The sequence below is a fragment of the Chitinophaga silvatica genome (genome assembly GCF_003419895.1).
In the GTDB taxonomy this organism is placed as follows: Bacteria; Bacteroidota; Bacteroidia; order Chitinophagales; family Chitinophagaceae; genus Chitinophaga; species Chitinophaga silvatica.
Map to the genome: position 1 here is coordinate 119251 of NZ_QPMM01000001.1, position 24382 is coordinate 143632.

At 40.7% G+C, this 24382-nt stretch carries 17 protein-coding genes and 2 tRNA genes; 14 read left to right on the forward strand and 5 right to left on the reverse strand.

Going from position 1 to position 24382, the window contains the following annotated elements; genetic code table 11:
• Positions 1 to 26: 26 nt before the first annotated feature.
• Together DVR12_RS00430 and DVR12_RS00435 are read right to left on the reverse strand one after the other, a co-directional pair.
• A complete protein-coding gene (locus DVR12_RS00430) occupies positions 27 to 605 on the reverse strand; it encodes a ribonuclease H1 domain-containing protein (protein WP_116973486.1) in 579 nt (192 codons plus the stop codon).
• Between the two features lie 108 nt (positions 606 to 713).
• A tRNA-His gene (locus DVR12_RS00435) sits at positions 714 to 787 on the reverse strand.
• Between the two features lie 648 nt (positions 788 to 1435).
• Here DVR12_RS00435 and DVR12_RS00440 point away from each other — a divergent pair.
• The 5 genes from DVR12_RS00440 (at position 1436) to DVR12_RS00460 (ending at position 10085) form a co-directional block, all read left to right on the forward strand.
• Positions 1436 to 2026, forward strand: a complete 591-nt coding sequence (locus DVR12_RS00440) for an RNA polymerase sigma factor (protein WP_116973487.1) — start codon at positions 1436 to 1438, stop codon at positions 2024 to 2026.
• Between the two features lie 78 nt (positions 2027 to 2104).
• Positions 2105 to 3241 carry a FecR family protein gene (locus DVR12_RS00445; RefSeq protein ID WP_116973488.1) on the forward strand — a complete coding sequence of 379 codons (1137 nt, stop codon included), beginning with the start codon at positions 2105 to 2107 and terminating at the stop codon, positions 3239 to 3241.
• A 234-nt stretch (positions 3242 to 3475) separates the two neighbouring features.
• Positions 3476 to 7075 carry a SusC/RagA family TonB-linked outer membrane protein gene (locus DVR12_RS00450; protein ID WP_158563169.1) on the forward strand — a complete coding sequence of 1200 codons (3600 nt, stop codon included), beginning with the start codon at positions 3476 to 3478 and terminating at the stop codon, positions 7073 to 7075.
• Between the two features lie 18 nt (positions 7076 to 7093).
• Positions 7094 to 8548 carry a RagB/SusD family nutrient uptake outer membrane protein gene (locus DVR12_RS00455; RefSeq protein ID WP_158563170.1) on the forward strand — a complete coding sequence of 485 codons (1455 nt, stop codon included), beginning with the start codon at positions 7094 to 7096 and terminating at the stop codon, positions 8546 to 8548.
• 19 nt (positions 8549 to 8567) lie between these two features.
• Positions 8568 to 10085: a redoxin domain-containing protein gene (locus DVR12_RS00460; protein ID WP_116973491.1), complete on the forward strand. Its 1518-nt coding sequence runs from the start codon at positions 8568 to 8570 to the stop codon at positions 10083 to 10085.
• A gap of 163 nt (positions 10086 to 10248) precedes the next feature.
• Here the strand turns inward: DVR12_RS00460 and DVR12_RS00465 are convergent.
• Positions 10249 to 10322: transfer RNA gene (locus DVR12_RS00465), tRNA-His, on the reverse strand.
• Between the two features lie 436 nt (positions 10323 to 10758).
• On the opposite strand from DVR12_RS00465, the gene DVR12_RS00470 reads away from it, so the two are divergent.
• The 4 genes from DVR12_RS00470 (at position 10759) to DVR12_RS00490 (ending at position 13758) form a co-directional block, all read left to right on the forward strand.
• Entirely contained in the window at positions 10759 to 11964 is a 1206-nt protein-coding gene (locus DVR12_RS00470) for a hypothetical protein (protein WP_116973492.1), read from the forward strand.
• 412 nt (positions 11965 to 12376) lie between these two features.
• A complete protein-coding gene (locus DVR12_RS00480) occupies positions 12377 to 12802 on the forward strand; it encodes a VOC family protein (protein ID WP_116973494.1) in 426 nt (141 codons plus the stop codon).
• 2 nt (positions 12803 to 12804) lie between these two features.
• Positions 12805 to 13176, forward strand: coding sequence for a YdeI/OmpD-associated family protein (locus DVR12_RS00485; RefSeq protein WP_116973495.1), 372 nt, complete (start codon positions 12805 to 12807; stop codon positions 13174 to 13176).
• A 39-nt stretch (positions 13177 to 13215) separates the two neighbouring features.
• A complete protein-coding gene (locus DVR12_RS00490) occupies positions 13216 to 13758 on the forward strand; it encodes a hypothetical protein (RefSeq protein ID WP_116973496.1) in 543 nt (180 codons plus the stop codon).
• On the opposite strand, the gene DVR12_RS00495 is transcribed toward DVR12_RS00490, so the two are convergent.
• Positions 13755 to 14825: a lipase family protein gene (locus tag DVR12_RS00495; protein ID WP_158563171.1), complete on the reverse strand. Its 1071-nt coding sequence runs from the start codon at positions 14823 to 14825 to the stop codon at positions 13755 to 13757. The two genes, DVR12_RS00490 and DVR12_RS00495, sit on opposite strands and share 4 nt — an antisense overlap.
• Positions 14826 to 14959: 134 nt before the next feature.
• Between DVR12_RS00495 and aspA the strand changes: the two genes are divergently transcribed.
• The 3 genes from aspA (at position 14960) to DVR12_RS00510 (ending at position 19055) form a co-directional block, all read left to right on the forward strand.
• Positions 14960 to 16363 (forward strand): aspartate ammonia-lyase, encoded by a 1404-nt coding sequence (gene aspA, locus DVR12_RS00500; protein WP_116973498.1) that lies wholly within the window; start codon positions 14960 to 14962, stop codon positions 16361 to 16363.
• 128 nt (positions 16364 to 16491) lie between these two features.
• The gene (locus DVR12_RS00505) at positions 16492 to 17835 is read left to right on the forward strand and encodes an anaerobic C4-dicarboxylate transporter family protein (protein ID WP_116973499.1); all 1344 of its coding nucleotides are present in this window, start codon (positions 16492 to 16494) and stop codon (positions 17833 to 17835) included.
• 47 nt (positions 17836 to 17882) lie between these two features.
• Positions 17883 to 19055 carry a porin gene (locus tag DVR12_RS00510; RefSeq protein ID WP_116973500.1) on the forward strand — a complete coding sequence of 391 codons (1173 nt, stop codon included), beginning with the start codon at positions 17883 to 17885 and terminating at the stop codon, positions 19053 to 19055.
• A 42-nt stretch (positions 19056 to 19097) separates the two neighbouring features.
• On the opposite strand, the gene DVR12_RS00515 is transcribed toward DVR12_RS00510, so the two are convergent.
• A complete protein-coding gene (locus DVR12_RS00515) occupies positions 19098 to 19691 on the reverse strand; it encodes an RNA polymerase sigma-70 factor (protein WP_116973501.1) in 594 nt (197 codons plus the stop codon).
• A gap of 114 nt (positions 19692 to 19805) precedes the next feature.
• Between DVR12_RS00515 and DVR12_RS00520 the strand changes: the two genes are divergently transcribed.
• Positions 19806 to 20945, forward strand: coding sequence for a FecR family protein (locus DVR12_RS00520; RefSeq protein ID WP_116973502.1), 1140 nt, complete (start codon positions 19806 to 19808; stop codon positions 20943 to 20945).
• A gap of 76 nt (positions 20946 to 21021) precedes the next feature.
• On the forward strand, positions 21022 to 24378 hold the full coding sequence (locus DVR12_RS00525; protein ID WP_147323389.1) for a TonB-dependent receptor: 3357 nt from the start codon (positions 21022 to 21024) through the stop codon (positions 24376 to 24378).
• The last annotated feature ends 4 nt before the right edge of the window (positions 24379 to 24382 follow it).

The window sequence follows — 24382 nt, forward strand, 5'->3', positions numbered from 1 at the left end:
CATTGATAAACAAATCAGTACTAAAATTATTTTCTTCCAAAATCTGCAGGATTTTCTCCCCATTCCTGCGTGTTCCATTTCAAAATAGGATTCGTATAGGTGTGACTATTTAGAAGAGAAGTTGCCAGCTCCAATATTTTTAATAACTCTTCATTTTCTTTGGTAGGGGTTACATAAGAATTAGGCTGTTTGTCATTGACCCATTTCATTGCTGTTGTACTATCTGAATAGATTGGCAGGTTATTCAAGCCCTTTACTCTGCAATATTCCAGTGCCAGTACAATGGCAAGGAATTCTCCGATATTAACAGTTCCATCTTTAAATGGGCCCCGGTGAAAGATCTGAGATTTGTCGGCAGTCTTAACAGCTCTGAATTCCATGTCTTTGGTTTCGGTATTCCATGCTGCATCCACGCTGATGCTTTCAGCAATATACGGAATATGGGTTGGTGTATTTCCATTTACGAAAGCATCGTTAGCAGCAGCTAATGTGGGGTAAGCTTTGAATTTTCCATTTGGGAAGCCGGATATCTGAGCCTCGCATTCTTCCCAGGTATTAAATACTCCCGTTTTTCTTCCGTTCCATACTACATAGAATTTGGGCATGGCTTAAAGTTGAAGGGTTAATAATTACTGAATATAATAAAATTCAAGGAGTTCTGAGAAAGGTAGGGAAATAAAAAAGCCTGAAATTTTACATTCCAGGCTTAGTAGGGTGATTGAAGGGTTTCGAACCCTCGACCCTCAGAACCACAATCTGATGCTCTAACCAACTGAGCTACAACCACCGTTTATTCGTTTAAGGGAGTGCAAAGATAAGGGGAATCTTTTTGTTGTAAAAGTTTTTTTGAAGATTTTTTTTTTGAAAGCGGTTAGATTGATGATTGAGGTTTAACTTTTTAGTTAGTTTGATGGTTTCATTTATTACAGGGAGGGAAGGGAACCTCAGGCTATTAAGTTAAGAGGAATGGCTTCTGATTTTATTGTTTTTAAGTGAGATATGTATTTCCTTTACCGTAGGTTGGGCAGGGGTAAACCCTGCCCCTACAGGGTTTCAGCGAATTACAGTTATTCTATTGTAGAATTGTTTCTTTACAGAAATGAAATTATTGGATTGACGTTTAACATGAAATATATCTACCAGATGAAAATATAGTTTCGATGAAATCCTGTAGGGGCAGGGTTTACCCCTGCCCTGTCTACGGCAAATGAAACCAGTCCTTTAAATAGAATTCAATATTCAATCAACATTCTTCGTCTTAGCCTAATAGCATAGGGTTTCCTTCAGAAAATGAAGCATTCCAATCAGCTTACTCCAACCTAAAACAAATACTAATCCACAGCACGAATTATCCCCATCCTTTTTAAACACTCCTTTTTTTATTACTTTAGTCCTTCGACCAACCAACCATTTTTGAGTGTAGAGGCTGTTATGTATGGAACATTTAGTAAATGAAAAAGAATTACTTCGGCAATTGTCGGAGGGCCAGGAGTCTGCATTTCAGGAATTATTTTATCATTACTGGGATCAACTGCACCATGCTGCCGTAAGGTTAACCAAATCTACGGAGCTGGCCACTGATATTGCTCAGGAAACCTTTGCAAGGGTCTGGGCAAAGAGATCTCAAATGCAGCAGGTACAAAACTTTCCGGCTTTTTTATTTACTATTTCACGGAATCTTATTCATGATTCTCTCCGTAATAAGGTGTTTAGTGAAGATAATGCCAGTTACCTGGAGGATTATGCCGGCTACACGGAGGCTACTCCTCAATATCTCCTCGAGAATAAAGAACTGCAATATTTATTGGAAGAGGCAATTGAAAGCCTGCAACCTCAGCTGAAACAGGTTTTTACAATGGCCCGTTTACAAGGTATGCGTCATGAGGCTATAGCCCAGGCATTAAATATTACGCCTATGTCGTCTAAAGTTTATATGGTTCGTGCACTTGCTGCCCTGAGAAAATATATTCAGGAGCGTGGAGGACCTTTATTGTTCTGTCTTTCAGCTGCTTTTTTACGGGGATAAAAATTTTTTCAGATTTTATGTTCTCCTTTTTCCTGTTACTGCGTCATTGTATTGATAGAAGTTGAAATCTTAGCCACCATGAAGGAAAATGACTTCGAAGTTTTATTTCAGAAATACCTGGATGATAAGATCAGCCAACAGGAACTGCATGAATTGGAGGACCATCTGAAAAATAATTATCCTGCTGCTGAAATAGATAAGCTTTGGAGAAAAGCGCTAGAGGAACCTTATACTGGTATTCCCAGCAGCAACCAACAACTGGAGATAGCATATGCAAAGGTTAAACCTGCATTTAAGGTTGTCCGACACTCCAGGTATCAGCTGCTGAAATATGCAGCTGCTATTGCTGTATTAGCGGTTGCCGGCAGATATTTATATCAGTACAGGACCAACACCAGAGTGCCAACTCCGGTTGTTGCACAAAATGTTATTATGCCTGCGGCAGGTGCTGTTACGCTTACGCTGGCAGATGGATCTGTTGTAGAAGTAGATAGCCTGGGTAATCAAACTATCCTGCAAGGGGCTTCTGTTAATAAATCAGGGGATGAACTGGTATATAACTCAACATCCGGAGATGCCGGCAGTCTGAATATTTTGTCTACCCCCCGGGGCAGACAGTTTCAGGTAAAACTTGCTGATGGCACCCGGGTATGGCTGAATGCTGCGAGTTCTATCACTTATCCGACTGCTTTTACCGGAGCAACACGAAAGGTAAAAGTAATTGGAGAAGCTTATTTTGAAGTAGCTCAAAACCCGCAGCAACCGTTTGAAGTTACTGCCAACAGAGCTATCGTACAAGTATTGGGAACTAGTTTTAATATAAATGCTTATGACTCTGCTCAGATCAGCACCACCTTGCTGGAAGGAGCAATAAAAATTTCGGCAAATGACAAAAATATTAATCCGGTAATACTGAAACCCGGACAGGAATCCAGACTAACCACCAACATTACAGTCATCAATCAGGTAGATACTGATAGAACATTGGCCTGGAAAAAAGGGTATTTTAATTTCGAGGGTGCTTCATTGCACCAGGTTTTAGACGAGCTGCAACGATGGTATGATATTGAGGTTGTTTATGAAGAGAATGCAAAAAATATACGCTTTGGCGGAGCATTAAGCAGAAATAAAAGTCTGGACAACATCATTTCAGCATTAAAAGATTCTGAGGTACACTTCCGTCTGGAAGGCAGAAAGCTGATTGTATTGCCATAGGAGGCAACTAATTCATTTATTACTTACAGAACGCGATTCCGGCAGGTAGCCGGCAAAGATTTCTTTGCTCATAACTTACCTAAAACCAAAGGAGGATATCATGTTTAGTATTTAGCTTTTTATCAGATGTCGACTAAAAAAGGCCGTAGGTGTTTGCACCACCCCGGCCTATGAATGGTCGACTTTTTCTGACGCTTGAGATGTCAATTATTTATCAACCACACAATGCAATTTATGCAAAAATCTGCGATGTGGCGAGGGAAAGCTATGTCTGGCCGCTATGGGCTGGCACATAGAGTGAAATTCCGGAAGCCTTCAACCAAAACTTTGTTAGTCATGAAACTAACCGCTTCCTTTTTTCTGACCGCCGCTTTTATGAGTGCCCAGGCTATGGGTTACAGTCAGTCGATCAATTTTTCCGGCAACAATGTATCTATGAAAAGTATCTTTTCTGTAATTAAAAAACAGACTGGCTATGTCGTTTTTTATAATCAGGATTTACTGTCTGATACAAAACCAATTACTGTTTATGCCGAAAATCAACCTCTGAACGAATTTCTCAGTTCAGTGATGAAAGATCAACCTTTGAATTATCGTATTGATGGGAATGACATTATTTTCTCACGAAAAGTAACCATCCTTTTACCTGAAGCTATTGCGAGTACAGTTACCGGTAAAATTCTGGATGAACAGGGAAATCCGCTCCCCGGTGCTACTATCCGTGTTAAAGGTGGTGCTGGTTCAACTTCCACTAATGGAAATGGTGAATTTATCCTCCGCAATGCTCCTGCTGATGCAACCATCATTATCAGCTTTGTGGGATACAAACAACTGGAAGTAAAAACTGATGGCCGCCCGGTTTCTGTTCGCATGGAACCTATTGCCTCCTCTTTAGGTCAGGTAATGGTAACCGGTTACCAAACTATTTCCAGAGAAAGAGCTACCGGTGCATTTACTACTGTAAGCAATGATGTACTGAGCCGTCGTCCTACCTCTAATCTTTCCAGCGCCTTACAAGGATTAATTGCCGGAATGCAAACCAAGGAGAATGAAGATGGCAGCATGGATATGCTGATTCGTGGTAATACCTCCTTATATGGCGATCGCAGACCGCTGGTGGTGGTCGACGGTTTCCCAATTTCTTCCAGCAACTTTTCAGACATCAATCCAAACGATGTGGAATCTGTTACTGTACTGAAAGATGCTGCCGCCGCTTCTATCTGGGGCGCCAGATCTGCTAACGGGGTTATTGTAATCACTACCAAAAAGTCGAAAAGCGCAGGCAAATTACAGGTGGATGTCAATGCATTTACCCGTATCTCCAAAATGGCGGACCTGGATCAGCTGCTTATTACAGCCAATTCTGCCGATATGGTTGCCTATGAAAAACTGGCTTATAAAAACAATTGGGTATTCTATCCTTATGCCGGAGGTTTCGACGATGTAACTAATTCGCTTACCCTTGCACAGGAATTGTTATATGCAAATCGCGATGGACTGATCAGCGAAAAAGCGATGAACTCAGGGTTGGATAGCCTTAGCAAAATAAATAACCGCAAACAGATAAGAGATCTGTTGATGCAGCGTGGTATGCTCAATCAGTATAACGTTAGCATACGCGGAGGTGGTGAAAGGTCTAAGACTTATGCTTCCGTAATGTATGAAAACAATAAGGGCAACTTCATCAAAAATGGGTATGAAAGATATAATCTCAATCTCCAAAACGATTTTAAGCTAACTAAGTTTGCGGAGTTTACCCTGGGGGCTAATCTTCAATATAAAAAAACAGAAAGCAGCGGAGCTTCACTAAGTGAACTCTCCGATCTGTCGCCATATGAAACCCTGCTAAACCCTAATGGAACTTACAGCGTGAACCTGAATACTTACAACAGGGAACAGCTTAGTCTGATACCTTATGACAAGTTTCCATATAGCGATTGGTCCTATAACCTGCTTAGAGAAGTTCGTGGCAGAAAGCTGATGAATGAAAGTATGAACGCCAGAATACAGGCTGGACTGAAGCTTCGTTTGCTCAAAGGATTAACTTTCGATTCCCGTTTTCAATATGAGCGAAACAAATCCGACTATGCAGATTATTACGATGAATCTACCTTCTATGTACGTAGCCTGGTGAATTCAATGACCGAGTATAATACTACTACAGAAAAGGTTGGAAGATCGTTTATCCCTAAAGGTGGAATCCTGCGTCCAAGGACCATCAATAATAAACCGGTGAGCCGTAATGATCTGGAAAGCTTCCTGTTTCGTAATCAACTGAACTTCGATAAGACCATCAATCGCAAGCATGCAATCGCAGCAATCGCTGGTATGGAAATCTCGGAGTATACCACCAACATAGTTGGTAACCCATATGTTTATGGTTATTATTCAGATAAACTTCAGGCTACAGTGCCTCCTTATGGCTATGGCGGTTCTTTATCTCCATTAACAGATTTTACAGGATATCCTACTGTTATCTCTGGTGGTAATACCGTATTTCAATGGCAGAAAGATAAGTATGTGTCTTTCTATGGAAATGCTTCCTATACTTATAATTATAAATATTCTATTTCCGGAAGCGTTCGTAGTGATGCCTCCAACTTTATTACCGATAATCCAAAATTGCGTTGGTCTCCACTCTGGTCGGTAGGTGCTAAATGGAATGCGAAGGAAGAATCATTTTTATCAGATATAAAGAAGATAGATAGATTGGAACTTCGACTTACCTATGGTAAAAATGGTAATGTTGAAAGATCAACTTCTACTCAGGCATTACTATCTGTAGGTAACAGTATCAATGCCAGCACAGGAACCATCACAGCTACTGTTGCCAACAACGGTAATCCTAGCTTGCGCTGGGAAAAAACAACCACCACTAACCTGGGTATCGATTATGCCTTATTGGGAAATAAGCTTTTTGGATCTGTAGATGTCTATAATAAAGTAGGTGAAGGAATTATCGGTGAAATCGCCCTCCCCGCAGCTACCGGAACTAAAAGCCAGCGATTTAACAATGCTGGAATTGTAAACAGAGGTATTGAGGTTTCCTTCGGTACCAGTGTAGAAATACCTAATACGCCTATACGTTATACAACTACTATTAACTATGCTTATAACCGGAACCGGATTACCAGCCTGTATAATCCATTAAGCTATACCTATCAGATACTGAGTGGGGCATTTGTGGAAGGCCGGCCAGTGAATTCTATATACTCATTTACCTATATGGGAATGAAAGATGGTGTTCCACAGGTAGCAGGTCCGAAAGGAGTACCTTATTCTTTCAATGATGTTTCCCTTTACAATACATCACTGGGCTTGCCATATCTGAATTATGAAGGAACCAGCACACCACCTCATACGCTTGGTTGGGTAAATACAGTTCAGGTACAAAACTTTACCCTCACTGCTATTTTTGTTGGTAAAATGGGTGGTGTATACCGTAATCAGACCTTCGATTACGCGTCTACTATAGGATTTGGAAAAACTCTTGTAAACAGATGGGTAAAGGATGTATTGGATGGCGATCCAACGATTCCGGGATTTGCATTGCCTAATGAACCTAAGTTGTATCTGTGGGATAGATATTCTCCAAACTTAAGCTCACTGGTTGAAAGTTCTTCTTACATAGAATGTAAGGAACTGACACTGGAATATGCGCTTTCCCGCAAAATAGCTAAGTCGGCCCACCTGAATAACGCAAAAGCATTTATTCAAACCAGAGATCTGGGATTGATTTGGGCAGCCAATAAAAATGGCTATAACCCAGACTGGCTGCCAGGAACAAACAGACCAGTTCAATCATATACAATTGGTGTTAACCTTCAATTCTAAACTGAAATGATGATGAAGATGAAAAAAACAGTATGGATAATCGCCGGAGCGATGACACTGGTCAGTTGTAAAAAATACCTGGCAGAAGAGCCTAATAAAGAAGTAAGTATACAAACGGTATCTCAGCTGGAAGCTTTGGTAGATAATGCTCCGCTGTTTGCCTATGAGAATAACCAGACAGCTTGTTTTTCCAGTGATGATTATGAAATCACAAAGGAAGCATATAAGCTCAATCCGGGAGCATTTTCAGCAAATACACTTCAGTACTATGTTTTCAGTAAGGATGGAGTAGCTGATATGGCATCGGATGATTTCTGGACAGGTGAATATAAAAAGATCTTCACTGCAAATCTGATCCTGAAAAATATAGATAAGGTAAGTGGCGATGATGCTACCAGAGCAAGAGTAAAGGCAGATGCTTATTTTATCAGAGCTATGTCATATTGGGCAATGGCTAATTTTTATTGCGCTCCTTATTCGGCTAAAAACCTCAATGAATTAGGGTTACCGCTAAAGAAAACCATTGAGTATACCGAGTCGCTTAAACGCGCCACACTTAAAGAAACCTACGATTTTATCCTGTCCGACATTGCGGAGGCAGAAAAGGTTACTTATGAAGATGTAGATCCGAGAAGGGCATGGCGAGTTAGTAAAAAAGCTATAGCAGCATTCAAAAGCAGGTACTATCTGTTTATTGGCGATTACGCAAAGGCAGTTGAACAGGCCGACCTGGCGTTGGGCTCAAATAGTGTTAAGTTGGTAGATTTCAATACAATCAAAGCCGGGATAACAAGGAACTTCAGTAATCCGGCTGCTACTTTGCAATATTGTGAACTGTATACCTGGAATTCAACACTCTTTCTGTTTTGGCAGGAAATGTATTACAGCCGTTTTACCCAAAACAGATCCTGGTATGCGCCAAGTGCGGCTTTAATGAATAGCTACGATGCGGGTAATGATATGCGTTATAAATTGTTATTCATTCAGAATGGAGGACGCGAATTTTCTATTGTAACGCCAATGACTGCACGTTATATTCATTTCAATACCGGATATTACATTCCGGCAGGTTTTACCCGTGGTGAAGTGTTGCTTAATAAAGCGGAAGCATTGGCTCGTTTAGGTGATGTAGCCGGCGCTATGGAGGCTGCAAATCTTCTGCGTGTCAAGCGTATGAGTACTTATGTACCGCTTGCTGCTAATGGAAAGGATGAAGCTATACGCCAGGTACTGGCAGAAAGAAGACGTGAATTTCCTTTTTCTATGCGCTGGTACGACATCCGACGTCTAAGTGTGAATGACTATACAGGAGATGAGATCACAGTAACGAGAGACTTCTATAATGTTACAGCAACCGGTACAGATGTTAATACGCCAAAAACGTATACGCTCGACAGTAAGAGGATGCTTGTACCTATTAATACTGTTGAAATCAATTCAAGTAACGGACAAATTGCGCAAAACCCTTATTAACTAATTTCAATCCATTTTTATGAATAAAATCTTTTCAATAATAGTAGCCGGTAGCATTTTGCTTCCTGGCTATGTATTCAGTCAGAAAAAACACGATAAGCCACAGGTAAGCGCAGCAGAGCTGAAGAAGCTTGCAGCGGCAGTTCAGGCAAGTCCGGACAGTTTGAGCTTCCATGAAGAATATATTAAGGGAGGAGGCGCAGATAATCCGGCTGTAGTAGCACAATATCAGAAGTGGATGAAGATGTTCCCAAAGAACCCTCATGTACCTTTTGCTATCGCTAATGCCTATCTAGATGAGGAAAGCCCTAAAGCAAAGCCATATCTGGATAAAGTAGTAGCAATAGATCCTAAGTATGCGGAAGCCTGGGAAGGTTTATGGATAGATGCTCAACGCTGGGGACAGTTTACACAGGGAGTAGAATATCTGCGTCGTGCAACGGAAGCAGATCCTAAAAATGGCGGCTATGCTTTTTATTATGCAGAAAGTATGAGAGAGAGCGATCCGGCAAAACATGAAGCGATGATCCTGGATGTGGCAAAAAGATTCCCGGATAGTGAGCGTGGTGCGCAGGCTCTTTATTGGCTTGCAGCCAGAGGAAAAGGAAACGACTATAAAATTAAAATATTTGAATTACTGAAGAACAGCTACGATCCTGCTAAATTCAACTGGTCATCCAGTGGAATGAGCAGTTATTATCACCTGTTAATTAGTACTGATCCGGTTAAAGCAATGACACTGGCTGCTGACATGGCAACAAAAGGTTCCGATGATAATCAGAACTGGCTGAGAAATACAGCAAATGCCGCTTCATATGCACTGGCTAAAAGTCTGATTGCTGAAGGTAAAGGTGCGGCTGCGTTGGAGCAATTAAAAGGCGTAAATATGCCATGGTACACCAGTTCCAGAGAAGATGTTGTTTTATTAAAGACACAGGCATATGCGCTTACAAATAAAGCTGCGGCTTATGATAGCCTAAGGGTTCAATTCCAAAAAATTCCTGCTGTAAAATTATATGAAGGATTATTGGCTTACGGAAAAGAGCTAGGTAAAAGTGCAGACCAGGTAGCTAAGGATACCTGGCAGGTACTACAGGATTCTTCCAAACAGGCAACAGAATTTAGTCTGAGAAATTACTTCACAAACCAACCATCAGCAATAGCCGATTACAAAGGCAAAGTTGTTTTGTTGACCTACTGGTTCCCGGGTTGCGGGCCTTGCAGAGGTGAGTTCCCTCACTTCGAAAATGTAATCAGAAAGTTTAAAGGACAAGCTGTTGATTATGTAGGTATCAACATCGTTTCGGGGCAGAACGACTATGTGCTTCCTTTCCTGAAAGGAAGTGGTTATAGTTTTACTCCGCTCGAAGATGTGGAAGGCCGCAACAAGGGTAACCTCAATAACAGGGGAGCAGCGCCTGTAAATTTCCTGCTGGATCAGCAGGGCAGAATTATCTTTTCTAACTTCCGTATAGATGGAGGAAATGAAGATCTGCTTGAATTAATGATCAACCTGGTGCTGAAGCGTCAGGCATAGTAAGATGCTAACTTTCGCCAATCCTAAGCAAAATGGGGCTGTTCTCAATATTGAGCAGCCTCTTTTGCTTTTATAGAGTATAATTAATTATGAACAGTCGGCGCCGTGAAAAGGATGAATTCCGGGAATAAAAAAAGGACATCTCTCAAGAGATGTCCTTTAGGGTGATTGAAGGGTTTCGAACCCTCGACCCTCAGAACCACAATCTGATGCTCTAACCAACTGAGCTACAACCACCGTTTATTTGTTTAAGGGAGTGCAAAGATAAGGGAATCGGAATTTAAATTCCAAATACTTCTCAAAATTTTTTTTCAATAGGTTATACATTATGAATTTATTAGGATCGAAACGCCGGTAATTATTTTTAGAAATTCTTATATAATTATTGATTTTTATGCAATGAAATTTTTTAGATTGAATTACATGAGCGGTTGGAGCAGACCCAAAAAATAGTTATCTTTGCACACTTTCCCATTCCATTCCCAATTTACTAACTTATTGATTTTCAGACTGAATGTTGTGTAATAACATCGGTACAATGTTGGTATTTAAACATTGTGTGGGTGTTTAGACAGGAGATGTTAACCAGATTAGAAAAATTAACAAATTCCCTTTCGTTTTTATTTGATTGTTGATATATAGTGTTAAGAATTTTTTAATTGTATAATGTGTTATGGATCAGCTAAAACTGAAGTTACAGGAGTATTATCAGCGTTACCAACAAATGGATCAGCGGGTGAAGCCTGGAAAGGAGGAGCCTGGTTTTGAGGATGTGCTGGACATGGAGACTGATATTTTATCACAATTTGGGTTACCGACCTCAAGGCGTTTTGTACAGATCTTACATGATTTCGTGCATCATGCACACGTAAACGAACAGCTGCTGGATTACGTCAGTAAAAAACTGCGTACCGCTGCCCGTAAGTACTTGCTGTCACCGGTGATCTCTGACATCGATTTGTTGGAGAGTGCTAAGGAACAGAAAAGGAGCCCTTACGATGTGTTACCAGAGCTTGGATACCCCGTGCAGGACTATGCGCTTTTTCTCATTGGCGAATTATTCTATCGTCGCAATATGACAGCCAATGATGTGCTCGATGAGCTTAAGAAAATGCAGCACTTCGATAGCTGGAATGATCTGGCTTTACTGAGTAAAATGCATAACCACGCCACGCATGAACTCTACACCAAGTTGAAGAAACAGGAGTTACGGTTTGTGGATGATTTTATCCAGTACGTACATAAGCAAACAGCCTCCAGGCTTGTTAATAAACGTGCTACACCATTAGAAGAAGGATATACTCCCAACTATAAAACTATTACCAAGGTTCAGGTAGAAGATATCATCTTTGATGAAAATACTACCCCCAGCCTTTTTGGTAAAATTAAAAGTGGCAGAGGCTATGCCCGTATTACCATCAGCCTTGAGTTTTCTGAACTAAACCAGATCCTCATGAGCAGTGATGAGCTAGGTTTGGAAATCAGTAATCATATCAAGAAAAGATTGGCTACTCCAAATGTTGAAAAGCCAATGGTAATCGATATCCGCGCAGAATTCGGCGATGTACTTAAACTGGATAACTGTTATCTCGAAGTATATAAACCACAGCATAGAGAAGGTAAGAAATGGATAGAAGATAAAGACAACTTCTACTTCGTCGATAAAATCCTTTCCAAGAAAGAGTTCGAAAAAAGAACCAAAGATGCTGAAGTAAAACGTAAGATCCAGGAATGCCTGGAACTGATCGGTGGTTCATATGTATACTATCAAAGGTTACGTCGTTTAGGCATTACCGATGATGAAGCAAAACTTAGGGCCGGCTTACAGGATGAATTGCTCTTTAAACTTTCTTACTTCCTGAATAAAGTAAAAGAGTAAAACAATTCATCAAAATAATATTAAAGGGCCTGTCTCAAAAATCCTTGAGACAGGCCCTCTTTAATTAGGTGCTCCTGGTAAACCTATTCTTCCCCTCAAACCCTTTATTTACTTTTGATATATACCATTTCTATGGCAATTTTGCGTTTATGCCTTCTCAGGCTCTTCACAACTTTTGATAATCCACTTTTCCGGTGTAGCCATTCTTCGTTTATGCCTTCACAGACCTTTTGATGATCCTGTTGTCTTTCTTCGTTTATACCTCTCAATCCCCTGCCTCCAACCATCATACTATTAGCGCTTCGTATAGTCTTTCCAGCTACATCAAAATATTTATTAACCCTACTGACATAGGGTTGTCAAACCCCCGTTCTACATTTGTTTTATCATTAAACCTATATAAAACTATCCAATGGCACAAGCATCAGTATTACGGGGAATTGCAACTATTACATTTTATGCCGAAGATCACGCGGCCGCAAAGAAATGGTACTCCGAATTTCTAGGTATGGCTCCGTATTTCGACATGCCAGGCTATTTCGAATTCCGCCTGGGCGATTACCAGCACGAGTTGGGTATAATTGACAGCAAATACGCTCCCGCAGCCAGATCAACTGAACCAGGCGGTGCAGTCACTTACTGGCATGTAGATGACATCCAGGCAACTTTCGACAAACTGATAGCATTGGGTGCTAAGGAATTTGAACCTATTACTCAACGTGGCCAGGAAGGTAGCGGATTTGCTACCGCTGCTCTAACAGACCCTTTCAGCAATATCATAGGAATCATGACTAACCCACATTATCTGGAAATATTAAAACAAAAAGCAGCCTTATAGTTATGGAAACAATGGACGGAAGACAAGCTGTATACGCCACTTCAAGGGAAGAATGGCGGAAGTGGCTGGACGAAAACTCTCAAACGGAAGTTGGTGTATGGCTGATTCAATATCACAAAAAAAGTAAAGTACCCTGCATCTCCCTGATCGATGCCACTGAAGAAGCATTATGCTTCGGATGGATAGATAGTAAAGCCAAAAAAAGGAATGACGAAAGCTTCTATCTGACATTTACTCCACGTAAAGCCAAAAGCAAATGGAGCAAACCTAATATAGAAAGGGCAGAACGAATGATGGCAACAGGCCTGATGACAAAACATGGCCTGGAAAAGATTGAGCTGGCAAAACGTACAGGCATGTGGGTGGAGGAGTAAGTTTTTCACAAAAAATCTCCTTAAGTTTGAAGAAAAAAAATGGAAGAACTTTACTTAGGAGTTGGTTCACGTGTGCAACATGCACATTTCGGCCCCGGTGTTATTATCGCTGTTAAATATGCTCAATATCGTGTAACCTTTATGGATCATGGTATCAAAATGATTGATAAAACAGATCCTTTATTTGAAGTATTAGTAGCCGAAAATGTTACACCCGAAGTAGAAACCTCTTCTGAAATCGAAACTTCCATCCTCAAAATCTTACGCCTCTGGGGTGGTATCACAGAAGTCGTACCACTTGGCGACCGCTGGAAAAATGGCAATTTAGTACTTCAGCCGGGCGACAATACCCTAAAGGCTAAAGAACTACCGATTGAAACCTTCTTTCATAAAATCGTGATGTTGCGCGACCGGCTTAGGGTGCTGGAGCAAAACATCAATAGCCACAAAGGGCTGAGCGATGAAGATAAAATCAATCTGCAACAATATATTACCCGTATTTATGGCTCTCTGACCACCTTCAACGTGTTGTTTAAAGAGAAGGAACACTGGTTTATTGGTGAAAAAAGCAGCAACGACTAATTGGTGGATATTCCATAAATCTGCTCTAACTCCCAACGGTATGCCGTAAGGGAGTGATGAATGAAGATATTTTTCCCATCAAATGGGAACATCTTATTATAACCCTCTACAGGGTATAAAATAACTGGAACACCTGCCGGAGTATAACTATGGCTTTTTACAAAATCTGGTCTTTTATATTCCGGCAGTATCTTACGTACTCGCTTATAGGCAAGATTTCCCAATGTCCTTTGCATCCGCCTGGCAGCCCGTTTAGCAGGCCGGTCTAGTCTGCCATACATATAGCTTAATACACTTCGCACAGGAAGCTTCTGCTTTTTCAAAATCCCTTTTACATTTGAAAATGGGTTGATGGGTACAAAATCACTGGTGGTTTGTATTGAAAAAGGTGTTTCAGGAACCCAATCTGTTGAATTAACAACCCGCAGACCCCATCCACCCCTGGTAATAAAATCAAAATCATAGGCATATTGTAAATTTCCAGGTTTGGGAGCCGCACTCGCGTAAGTCTTAAAGGTGATATCTTTTGGTACCTGCTCATTGTAAGCCAGATAGGAACGCATCAGAAAACTGATGGCCCCTCCCTGGCTATGCCCAAAAATGATAAAATCGTGTATTCCTTGCTGGTAGTACTCATTTATTTTATTCACCATTCCTGGCCCCATTGCCGCTACGGCCAGCATCCATCCGGCATGCACAAATGCTGCACTATCTCTGGCTACCTGGTAGGGTACACGGGTACTATCATTTAACACTACCGTACCTTTTGCCGGAATCATCCCAGCATAGAAGTTCTCCAGCCAGGAAGTATTGGTTCCGTTGGTACCTCTGATAACTATTATGCCAGTATGCTGCTGATATACCCACAAATCCCAACGATTTAATAAGCCAACTTCGGGAGAGCGGTAAACTAACTGGTAATCGGGAGGGAGCTGGTTTTTTACCTTCGTCCACGGGGTATCTCCCATTCGTTCTGCCAGCTTTAACAGGGTACTATATTCATGCGGATCGAAATGGGGTTGCAGATGTTGTGCTGAAATAGTGCTGCTTCCTAATAACAAGAACAAGTAACAATGTACTAAAAACCTATACCTCATAGCCAGATGTAATTGCTTAATAATAAAAGTCTGAAATTAAAACAATTCAGTTCGTTTCATTGTTTTAAAAGCGTTTAACTTTCAAGCCTAAATTACTTTTAAATATGGCAAAGAGAATCGAGCATGATTTCCTGGGAGAAAAAGAAATACCACAGGACGTCTATTATGGTATTCAGACTTTACGTGCACTTGAAAACTTTCATATTACAGGTATACCTATGAGAGTGGAACCACTGTTCGTTCAGGGCTTGGGGTATGTGAAAAAAGGTGCTGCAATGGCTAACAGAGATTTGGGTGTTTTAGATAAAACCAAAGCTGAATATATCATTAAAGCATGTGACAGAGTAATTGCAGGTGAGTTTAATGATCAATTCCTGACAGATCTTATTCAGGGTGGTGCAGGAACTTCAATTAACATGAATGCCAATGAAGTGATTGCCAATGTAGCTCTTGAGATGATGGGAAAACAAAAAGGTCAGTACGAGTTTTGCCATCCCAATAACGATGTCAATTGCTCTCAATCTACTAATGATGCTTATCCTACAGCTTTCAGAATCTCTCTTATCAATAAGCTTACTATCTACTCTGATACCCTAAAAGATTTAGGAGAAGCTTTTGCAGCTAAAGGCAGAGAACTGAAGGATGTATTAAAAATGGGCCGTACTCAATTGCAGGATGCTGTACCAATGAGTATGGGAGATGAGTTTAATGCTTTTTATACCAATATACATGAAGAAATTGCCCGTGTTGAAGAAAGTAAAAAATTGATTTCCGAAATCAACATGGGTGCTACCGCTATTGGTACTGGTGTAAATGCTCCTGAAGGTTATGCCGAGTTAGTAACCAAATATCTCAAAGAAATTACAGGGCTTGATTTACTACTGGCAGGAGATCTAATTGAGGCAACTTATGATACCGGTGCTTATGTGCAGTTATCCGGTGTTCTGAAACGTACTGCTGTTAAGATTTCAAAAATATGTAATGATTTGAGATTACTATCGTCTGGCCCCCGTACAGGGTTAAACGAAATTAATCTGCCTCCAATGCAACCTGGATCTTCTATCATGCCAGGAAAGGTAAATCCGGTTATTCCTGAAGTGGTGAATCAAACTGCTTTCTACGTGATAGGAGCAGATTTAACAGTTACCATGGCTGCAGAAGCCGGACAGTTGCAACTAAACGTAATGGAGCCTGTAATTGCTTTTGCGCTCTTTACAGCAATTACATATATGAGCAATGCCTGCAAAACATTAAAGGATAAATGTGTGGTTGGAATTACTGCCAATGCAGATCGGACCAAAGACATGGTAATGCATAGCATTGGTATCGTTACTCAGCTGAATCCGATTATTGGGTATGAGAAGAGTGCAACTATTGCCAGGGAAGCATTGCAAACCGGAAAATCGGTTCACGATCTGGCTGTAAAAGAAAAGAAATGGGTTACCCAGGAAAAGTGGGATGAGGTATTTACGTTTGAAAATCTCATCAAACCTACATTCATTAAATAAATTCTTCAACGGGCAACCATTTGTGTTGCCCGTTTCTCCTGTTTATCGCCTACCAAAACAATCGCCTGTTATTAACAATCCCAAGTCACACAGGTTTTTATCAACGGTTTAAGTTATCCTCTTAATATATGATCTGGTTACAATTTGTAATTCTTTTAGGAGCTATCCTTGTTGGTGCTCAGATGAAAGGTATTGGGTTGGGAGTTATGGGTATGGTTGGTTTAGCAATCTATATCTTTTTATTTCGAATGCGGCCGGCAGAACCTCCTATCGATGTGATGCTGATTATTTTATCGGTAGTAACTACTGCGGCAGCATTACAGGCAGCCGGGGGGATGGACTATCTGGTACGACTGGCAGAAAAAATATTAAGGAGTAAGCCCAGTCTGATTGTTTTGCTGGGTCCGTTGGTGACATATATCTTTTCTTTATTTGCTGGTACTGCGCATATCACTTATTCTTTATTGCCAATTATTTCTGAAGTTTCCTTAAAGAAAAGGATCCGGCCGGAGAGAGCACTAAGTATTTCTGTGATTTCCTCTCATCTTGCCATTACTGCCAGCCCAATTTCAGCTGCAACGGCGGCATTGCTGACAATTGTGGGAGATAAGGGAATTTCATTGCTGGATATCCTTAAAGTTTGTATTCCTGCTACCGTAGTTGGTACATTGGCAGGTGTGCTGGTTTGTTGGAAGAAGGGAAAGGATTTGGATAAAGACCCGGTATTCCTCGAAAAAATGAAGGACCCGGAATTTGCTGCAAGTATTACAGCCGATGTAAAAGCCAGCGAAGAGCCTTTAAAACCCGGTGCTAAAACATCTGTAGTCTTCTTCGGGTTGGCGGTTTTATTGATTGTATTGGTTGGCGCCGTGCCAAGTATCTTACCCTCTTTTGGAGAAGGTTCCAGTAACTTGGCTGTAGATGCAGCAGGACGTATAAAAATGTCGGCAATTATTGAACTGGTAATGTTGGCTGCCGCTGCCGGTATTGTACTTTTTTGTAAAACCAGTACCACTGCCGTTGCTAAAGCCAGCTTATTTACGGCAGGTGCCCAGGCGGTAGTTTCTATTTTTGGAGTGGTGTGGATGAGCGCAACTTTCATGCAAACCAATACTGCTATAATTGAGCATTCATTGGGAGATATGGTACGTTCGGCACCATGGACATTTGCCATAGCATTATTCTTACTTAGCATTTTGTTATTTAGCCAGGCGGCAACAACAAAGGCATTAATGCCTTTAGGTGTCACATTAGGTATTATTCCTCCGCATTTAGTAGCAATGTTCCCTGCTTCCAATGGTGATTTTGTATTACCGGGCTATCCAACTTTGCTGGCGGCCATCAACTTCGACAGAACCGGTAGTACGCATATCGGAAAATTTCTGATTAACCACAGTTTTATGATTCCAGGTCTGGTAGGGGTAGGAGTATCTGTGGTGGTCGGGTTTCTATTGGCTGGCATCTTATTGTAAGCATATTATAGTATCAACCGAATATAAATATCCGAAATCTAACAGTTATGCGTATACGTAATTGGCTAATAGTCGTTTTAGTTCTGTTTAATTTATCAGCCGTAGCTCAACACAATCAATCTACTACCGATACCACACTATACACTCCATTAATTCCGGTTAATCGTCAGTCGTTACTGAATAATGTAGATGTCCTTGCCAATATGCGTGTAGGATTCAGGAATGAGTTTTTTGATGGTACCTACAAGGATTCCCGATTTGTTAATGAGCAGTTCAGGCTGGAAATAAAAGGTAAGGTTAGCGATAAACTTTATTTCAGATTCAGGGATAGGTACACCAGAAACCCCGAAACTCAATCGATCGATAACCTGAGCAGATCCACAGACCTGGCTTTTGTAAGATTCGATCCGAATGAACAGTGGAAAATCTATGTTGGTAAACTGTGCGCAGATTGGGGTGGATATGAGTTTGATGCAAATCCGATTGATATCTATGAGTATTCCGATATTATTGAGTACGCAGATAATTTCCTGACAGGTGCCGGAGTAGGTTATTTGCCAAACAAGAGCAATGAGTTCACTTTCCAGATTTTGAATAGTCGTACTAAAACATTTAGAGAGCTTTATGATACCATCCCTGGTATTACGGAGGCGAAATTTCCTTTTGCTGCCGTTTTAAGCTGGCGGGGTAATTTCTGGGAAGGTAAATTTCAGACAATCTGGTCATATAGCATTTTTAAAGATGCGACCCATCAGTATATGAACTACTTTGCTTTTGGTAATCAACTGCAATTGAAAAGGTTCAGGCTACAGTACGACTTTAAATTAAGCCTGGAGAACCTCGACAGAAAAATGCTGGTAACCAGCTGGATTCCGGGTCACGAAGCCGCGCAGGGTGTTGAGTATATGAGCCATTGGGTAAGTGCCGATCTTCAGATTAGCCGGATAGTGCACCTGGCATTTACAGGCATGGTGGATTTTGCCTACTGGAATGGGAATCCTGATCCCAGCCCTGATAAAACAAAAAAGCTAAGGACTGCCTGGGGGTATATTCCTGGAGTTGAAGTATATCCGCTTAAAAACGTAAACCTAAAGGTATTTGGAAATATGGTAGGTAGAGTTTACCGCTATTCCAAATATGCACAAACGGCTTTAGGGCAAGCAGATTATGATACTTACCGGTTTACTGTTGGTATTGTTACTCCGCTCTTAATACTATAAATTGAATTTTTATTTGGTTAGGAATGATTACAAGTGATTGTGTTACAAATGTGTTTCAGCATTTATTAATATTAAAAGTAAAATAACTACAGATCCGTTTTTGATATGTAATCTTAAATGCTTTAATGCCATGGTGAGCTGATTTTCTACAGTGCGTTTGGAAATGCCAAGCCTGATAGCAATTTCATCGTTGCTCATGTACTCAAACCGGCTAAGACGGAAGATTTCCTGACATCTTTTAGGTAATTGTAATAAGGTTGAATTTAGTTGCTGATACAATTCAGATTGTCTGATTTTTGTATCAGCTTCACTATAGCTCATGAACTCATTTCCTAATGTTTCATTAGCAACAGTAACGAAGGTTTGTTTGCTTTTTTGTCGGCTATAAATCTGATAACGTGTAGCTGTAAGCAAAAATGAGCGGAATGATGCTATCTCTAAAGTATGTCGTCGATTCCAGATGCTTAGAAAAATATCATGCACTATCTCCTGGCTTGCCTCCTTGTCTTTTAAATACTTGTATCCTGTTTTATATACACTCACCCAATATTTATCGAATAACCTGTTAAATGCATGCTGATCATCAGAACGGATAGCATTCCACAAATCTGTGTCAGTTAATTCAATGTGGAACATCTCAACTTAGTTTAATATCGCACGAAAAGATAAGCGTTAAAAACAAAAAAAAAAACTTCTGATTTTATGTGTGTGCCGGTCTTTTTTTTATACTTACTTAACAAAGATTGATTGATGACTAAAGAAGGGTTCCTGCAATTGTACAAAAAATACCTTGAGGGTCAATGTTCCCAGGAGGAAATGAAAGTGTTGTTTGAGTATCAGGATGAGATGCAGCTCGAAGATGAAGAGTGGAACGAGGTTCCTGGGGTTAAATGGTGGGTAAAGGAGAGGATCAGGAGGCGTCTGGACCTAGACCTTCAGTTTACCGGCGAGGCCAAATACAGGCACCTGTATTGGAAGAAATATGCCTGGCGGGCTGCCGCTGCTTGCGTTATAGTAATTATCAGTATTGGTACCCTGAATAAATATTATTCTAAACCGAAATCAATCGTCCATGCGTCTGCAAATACTCCTGTAAAGACAACCGGGGTGTCATTGACACTCGGTAATGGAAAAACAATTGCTTTATCGGCTGTGAACAACGAGGTAGTAACAAATACCTCAGGAGTTACAGCAAAGAAACTTTCAAATGCAGAGCTGGCTTACGCTCATGAAAAAGTAACCAGTCAGCAGCCCGCAGAAATCAATACACTCAAAACACCCACTGGGCTGCGATATTCAGTTACGCTGTCGGATGGTTCGAAGGTACATCTGAATGCCTCTTCTTCATTGCAATATCCGGTTTATTTTACTGGTAAGCAGCGAGAGGTGATACTAACAGGTGAAGCGTTTTTTGAAGTCAACGCATCCGCTGAATCGCCATTTATTGTTCATGTGAATAATCAAAAAATCCAGGCACTCGGTACCGGATTTAATATTAAAGCATATAATACCGAATCAAAAACAACGCTGATAAATGGTGCAGTAAATGTAGTAATTGCTAATACTTCCAGGTTACTAGCCATAGGAGAGCAGTTGCAATACAATAGCCAGACAAATAAGATCGCTTTACAGGAAGTAAACACGGAAACCGTACTGGCCTGGAAAAATGGCCTGTTTGCCTTTGATAGGGAACCTTTTGCCGATATAATGTTGGAAATAGGAAGATGGTATAATATGGAAGTCGTTTTTGCAGAAGGAGATAAATATAAAAAATTCACTGGTACCATTTTACGTTATGAAAAACTGGAAGATGTGCTTATCAGACTTGAAAAAACAGGAGCAATGAAATTTCAATTAGATAGTAAAAAAATAATTGTCAGCATTCCGTAAACATCAATCAAAATCTCTGAATTGATAATTGCCTGATCAGCAATTTGATATTTCATTTCACTTTAATTACGAAAAGATGAATAACTATCCACGTTCACGCGGGCGAAGGACAAGAATCCTCATGCCTGTAAGAGACCTATGCACTAAACTTTTGTTTATCGCTGTCTTTTTAGCCGTATCGTCAATCAGGCTGTATGCCCAAACCACGTTAATTACGCTAAATGTTAAAAATGAAAAGCTTGAAAGTGTATTATCTAAAATCAAATTACAAACAGGTTATAGCGCTATTTATGAAAATGAGTTGCTCGACCACACTGCTCCCATTACTTTACAAGTAACAAAGCAACCTCTGAAAGCGGTGCTGGACGAGTGTTTCAAAAATCAACCTTTACAATACAGCCTTATCGATAAATCTATTATAATCAGTAAAAAAGGTGCCTCTAAGTCTGGCCCCGACCCAATTATAATAAAAGGTAAGGTTATCGACAGTAAGGAACAGCCTTTGCCCGGTGTAACAATCAGAAGTAAAAAGAATAACGCCAATGTACTGTCGAAAGATGATGGTTCATTTTCGCTCTCTCTTAAAGAAGCAAATGATGTTATTATCTTCTCTTTTGTTGGGTTTATAACTCAGGAAATTACTGTCAATAATTCAACCACACTTAATATCGTGTTGGAAGACCAGGCCTCCAAGCTGGCAGATGTTGTTGTAGTTGCCTATGGGCAGCAGAAGAAAGTTACTACAATCGGTGCTCAGAGTAGCGTTAGAGCAGAAGATTTGAAACTTCCTGCTGCCAATTTAACTAATGCTATTGCCGGCAGGGTTGCCGGTATTATTGGGGTGCAAAGAAGTGGTGAACCTGGCTATGATAATGCTGAAATTTATATCAGGGGGATTTCTACTTTCACTAACAGCAGTCCTTTGGTGCTGGTAGATGGTATAGAAAGAGAATTTGCCAATGTAGACCCTGAAGATATCGCCAATTTCAGTGTATTGAAAGATGCTTCTGCCACTGCTGTATATGGCGTAAGAGGAGCAAATGGGGTGATCCTCATTCAAACTAAAACCGGTAAACCCGGTAAGCCAATGATCAATGCGCAATACGATCAGGGTTATACGCAGTTTACTAAAATACCCAAATTTGCAGACGGGGTAACCTATATGCAAATGGCTAATGAGGCATATAAAAATAGTAACCCCAACGACCCTCTGCCTAAGTATTCGGAAGATAGAATTAATAAAACGTCTACCGGCGAAGATCCGGATCTTTACCCAAATGTAGACTGGTTCGACGTACTGTTTAAAAAAGCTGGCCAGAATCGCAGAGCAAGAGTAAATGTGAATGGTGGTTCTGAAAATGCACAATACTATCTTTCTGTTGGATACTACGATGAGAAAGGAATGTATAAAACTGATGAACTGGCCAATTACAATAACCAGGTTAAATTTACCAGATATAACTTCACTTCCAATCTGGTATTGAAATTAACCAAGAGTACAAAAGTAGATTTTGGCGCTTCCGGATGGCTTAGCAATGGAAATTTTCCTGGTAATAGTGCTGGTTCTATCTGGGGCTCGGCATATGTGTTGCCTCCCATTCTTATTCCCCCGGTTTATTCAAATGGTCTGCACTCTCAGCTGAGAACAGGAGATATTTTTAATCCATATAACCTGCTTACTCAAAGTGGATTTTCAACAGAGTTCAGAAGTCAGCTATGGAGCAATATCCGCGTAACACAGGATTTAAGTTCTATCCTGAATGGACTCTCAATTACAGGAATGTTTTCATTTGATAACTACAATGAACATGATATCAGGAGGAATAAAACAGTTGATGGATATCTGGCTTCAGGCAGAGATAGTGATGGTAACCTGATTTTACAACAAACTTCAATTGGTAGCAATTATCTGGGTTATTCAAGGAATAATGGGGGCTCCAGGCAGTTCTACTCGGAAGCAGCTCTGAATTATAAACGCAGTTTCGGGAAACATGAGGTGTCGGGATTACTATTATATAACCAATCCGATCGCCAGGATGCTTTTGCCGGCGACTTTATTTCGTCTATTCCTTACCGTTATATGGGATTGGCAGGAAGAGCTACTTATGCTTACAATAACATTTATCTGGCTGAAGCAAATTTCGGATATAATGGTTCTGAAACGTTTGAACCTAAGAAGCGTTTTGGATTCTTCCCGTCTTTCGGTGTTGGTTATGTGCCATCAGAAGCCGCTTACTTCCAACCAATGCTGGATGCGATCCAGTTCCTGAAACTGAGATTTTCTTATGGCCTGGTTGGTAATGGAAATATTGGGGGAAGAAGATTTGCTTATATATCAACTGTTGGAGGAGGAAATGGTGGTTATAATTATGGTAGTAATGGGGTTGATAATAATATCGGAGGAACAGATATCGGTGATTATGCGGTTTCAGTAACCTGGGAAAAAGCCGCTAAATCCAATCTGGGAATTGAATTAAAAACATTTCACGACCAGGTTTCATTGGTCGTAGATTTCTTCAGGGAAATCCGCACAGGCATTTTCCGCCAGCGGGGCGATGTTCCTCAATATGAAGGTATAGGTAGCCTGCCATTTGCAAACCTTGGTGAAATTCATAATAAGGGAGTAGACGCTACACTGGAAATTAACAAACAGGTTGGAGAGGTTACTGTTGGTTTCAGAGGAAACTTTACCTGGAACAGGGCAATGATTATTAACGATGCCAATGCTCCATGGCCTTACCCATGGCAGCAGAGAATTGGACGGAAATTAGGGCAACGTTTCGGATACACGGCGCTGGGCCTGTATACTTCCAAAGAAGATGTGGCAAGCAGCCCTTATCAGACAGGTACCAACATGCCGGGAGATATTAAGTACAAAGATCTGAATGGGGATGGAAAGATAGATTCGTATGATCAGGGGCCAATCGGATACGGAAGCATCCCGGAAATCGTATACGGTTTCGGGCCAACATTCAACTGGAAAGGCTGGTCGCTGGCCGGTTGGTTCAAAGGTATCAGTAATGTAGACATTTCTTTGAACGGTGATGGATTACAACCATTTAGTCAGGGTGGTGAAAGAGGTAACCTGCTTTCTAAAATCACCGATCGCTGGACTCCCGATAACCCAAATCCTCATCCATTTTATCCAAGACTCACTTATGGCAACGACAATATGAACTATGCAAATAGTTCCTGGTGGGTGAAAAACGGAGCTTTTCTTCGCCTTCAGACTTTGCAGTTTGGATACACTTTCTCCAAACAGCCATGGTTAAAAAGAGCCGGCCTTTCAAATGTTTACCTCTATTTTATCGGCAATAACCTGGTTACAATTAGCGGATTTAAACTTTGGGATGTTGAATTGGGTGATGGACGTGGTTCCCAATATCCTCTTATCAAAACTTTTAACCTGGGTGCCAAGCTCTCTTTCAGATAGAATA

Bases quoted from the DNA above. Each gene is read 5' to 3' on its own strand.
- DVR12_RS00510 (WP_116973500.1), top strand. From the start codon at position 17,883: ATGCGTATACGTAATTGGCTAATAGTCGTTTTAGTTCTGTTTAATTTA.
- DVR12_RS00470 (WP_116973492.1), top strand. From the start codon at position 10,759: ATGGATCAGCTAAAACTGAAGTTACAGGAGTATTATCAGCGTTACCAA.
- DVR12_RS00520 (WP_116973502.1), top strand. From the start codon at position 19,806: ATGACTAAAGAAGGGTTCCTGCAATTGTACAAAAAATACCTTGAGGGT.
- DVR12_RS00455 (WP_158563170.1), top strand. From the start codon at position 7,094: ATGAAAAAAACAGTATGGATAATCGCCGGAGCGATGACACTGGTCAGT.
- DVR12_RS00490 (WP_116973496.1), top strand. From the start codon at position 13,216: ATGGAAGAACTTTACTTAGGAGTTGGTTCACGTGTGCAACATGCACAT.
- DVR12_RS00430 (WP_116973486.1), bottom strand. From the start codon at position 605: ATGCCCAAATTCTATGTAGTATGGAACGGAAGAAAAACGGGAGTATTT.
- DVR12_RS00445 (WP_116973488.1), top strand. From the start codon at position 2,105: ATGAAGGAAAATGACTTCGAAGTTTTATTTCAGAAATACCTGGATGAT.
- DVR12_RS00440 (WP_116973487.1), top strand. From the start codon at position 1,436: ATGGAACATTTAGTAAATGAAAAAGAATTACTTCGGCAATTGTCGGAG.
- DVR12_RS00450 (WP_158563169.1), top strand. From the start codon at position 3,476: ATGCAAAAATCTGCGATGTGGCGAGGGAAAGCTATGTCTGGCCGCTAT.
- aspA (WP_116973498.1), top strand. From the start codon at position 14,960: ATGGCAAAGAGAATCGAGCATGATTTCCTGGGAGAAAAAGAAATACCA.
- DVR12_RS00485 (WP_116973495.1), top strand. From the start codon at position 12,805: ATGGAAACAATGGACGGAAGACAAGCTGTATACGCCACTTCAAGGGAA.
- DVR12_RS00480 (WP_116973494.1), top strand. From the start codon at position 12,377: ATGGCACAAGCATCAGTATTACGGGGAATTGCAACTATTACATTTTAT.
- DVR12_RS00515 (WP_116973501.1), bottom strand. From the start codon at position 19,691: ATGTTCCACATTGAATTAACTGACACAGATTTGTGGAATGCTATCCGT.
- DVR12_RS00460 (WP_116973491.1), top strand. From the start codon at position 8,568: ATGAATAAAATCTTTTCAATAATAGTAGCCGGTAGCATTTTGCTTCCT.
- DVR12_RS00525 (WP_147323389.1), top strand. From the start codon at position 21,022: ATGAATAACTATCCACGTTCACGCGGGCGAAGGACAAGAATCCTCATG.
- DVR12_RS00505 (WP_116973499.1), top strand. From the start codon at position 16,492: ATGATCTGGTTACAATTTGTAATTCTTTTAGGAGCTATCCTTGTTGGT.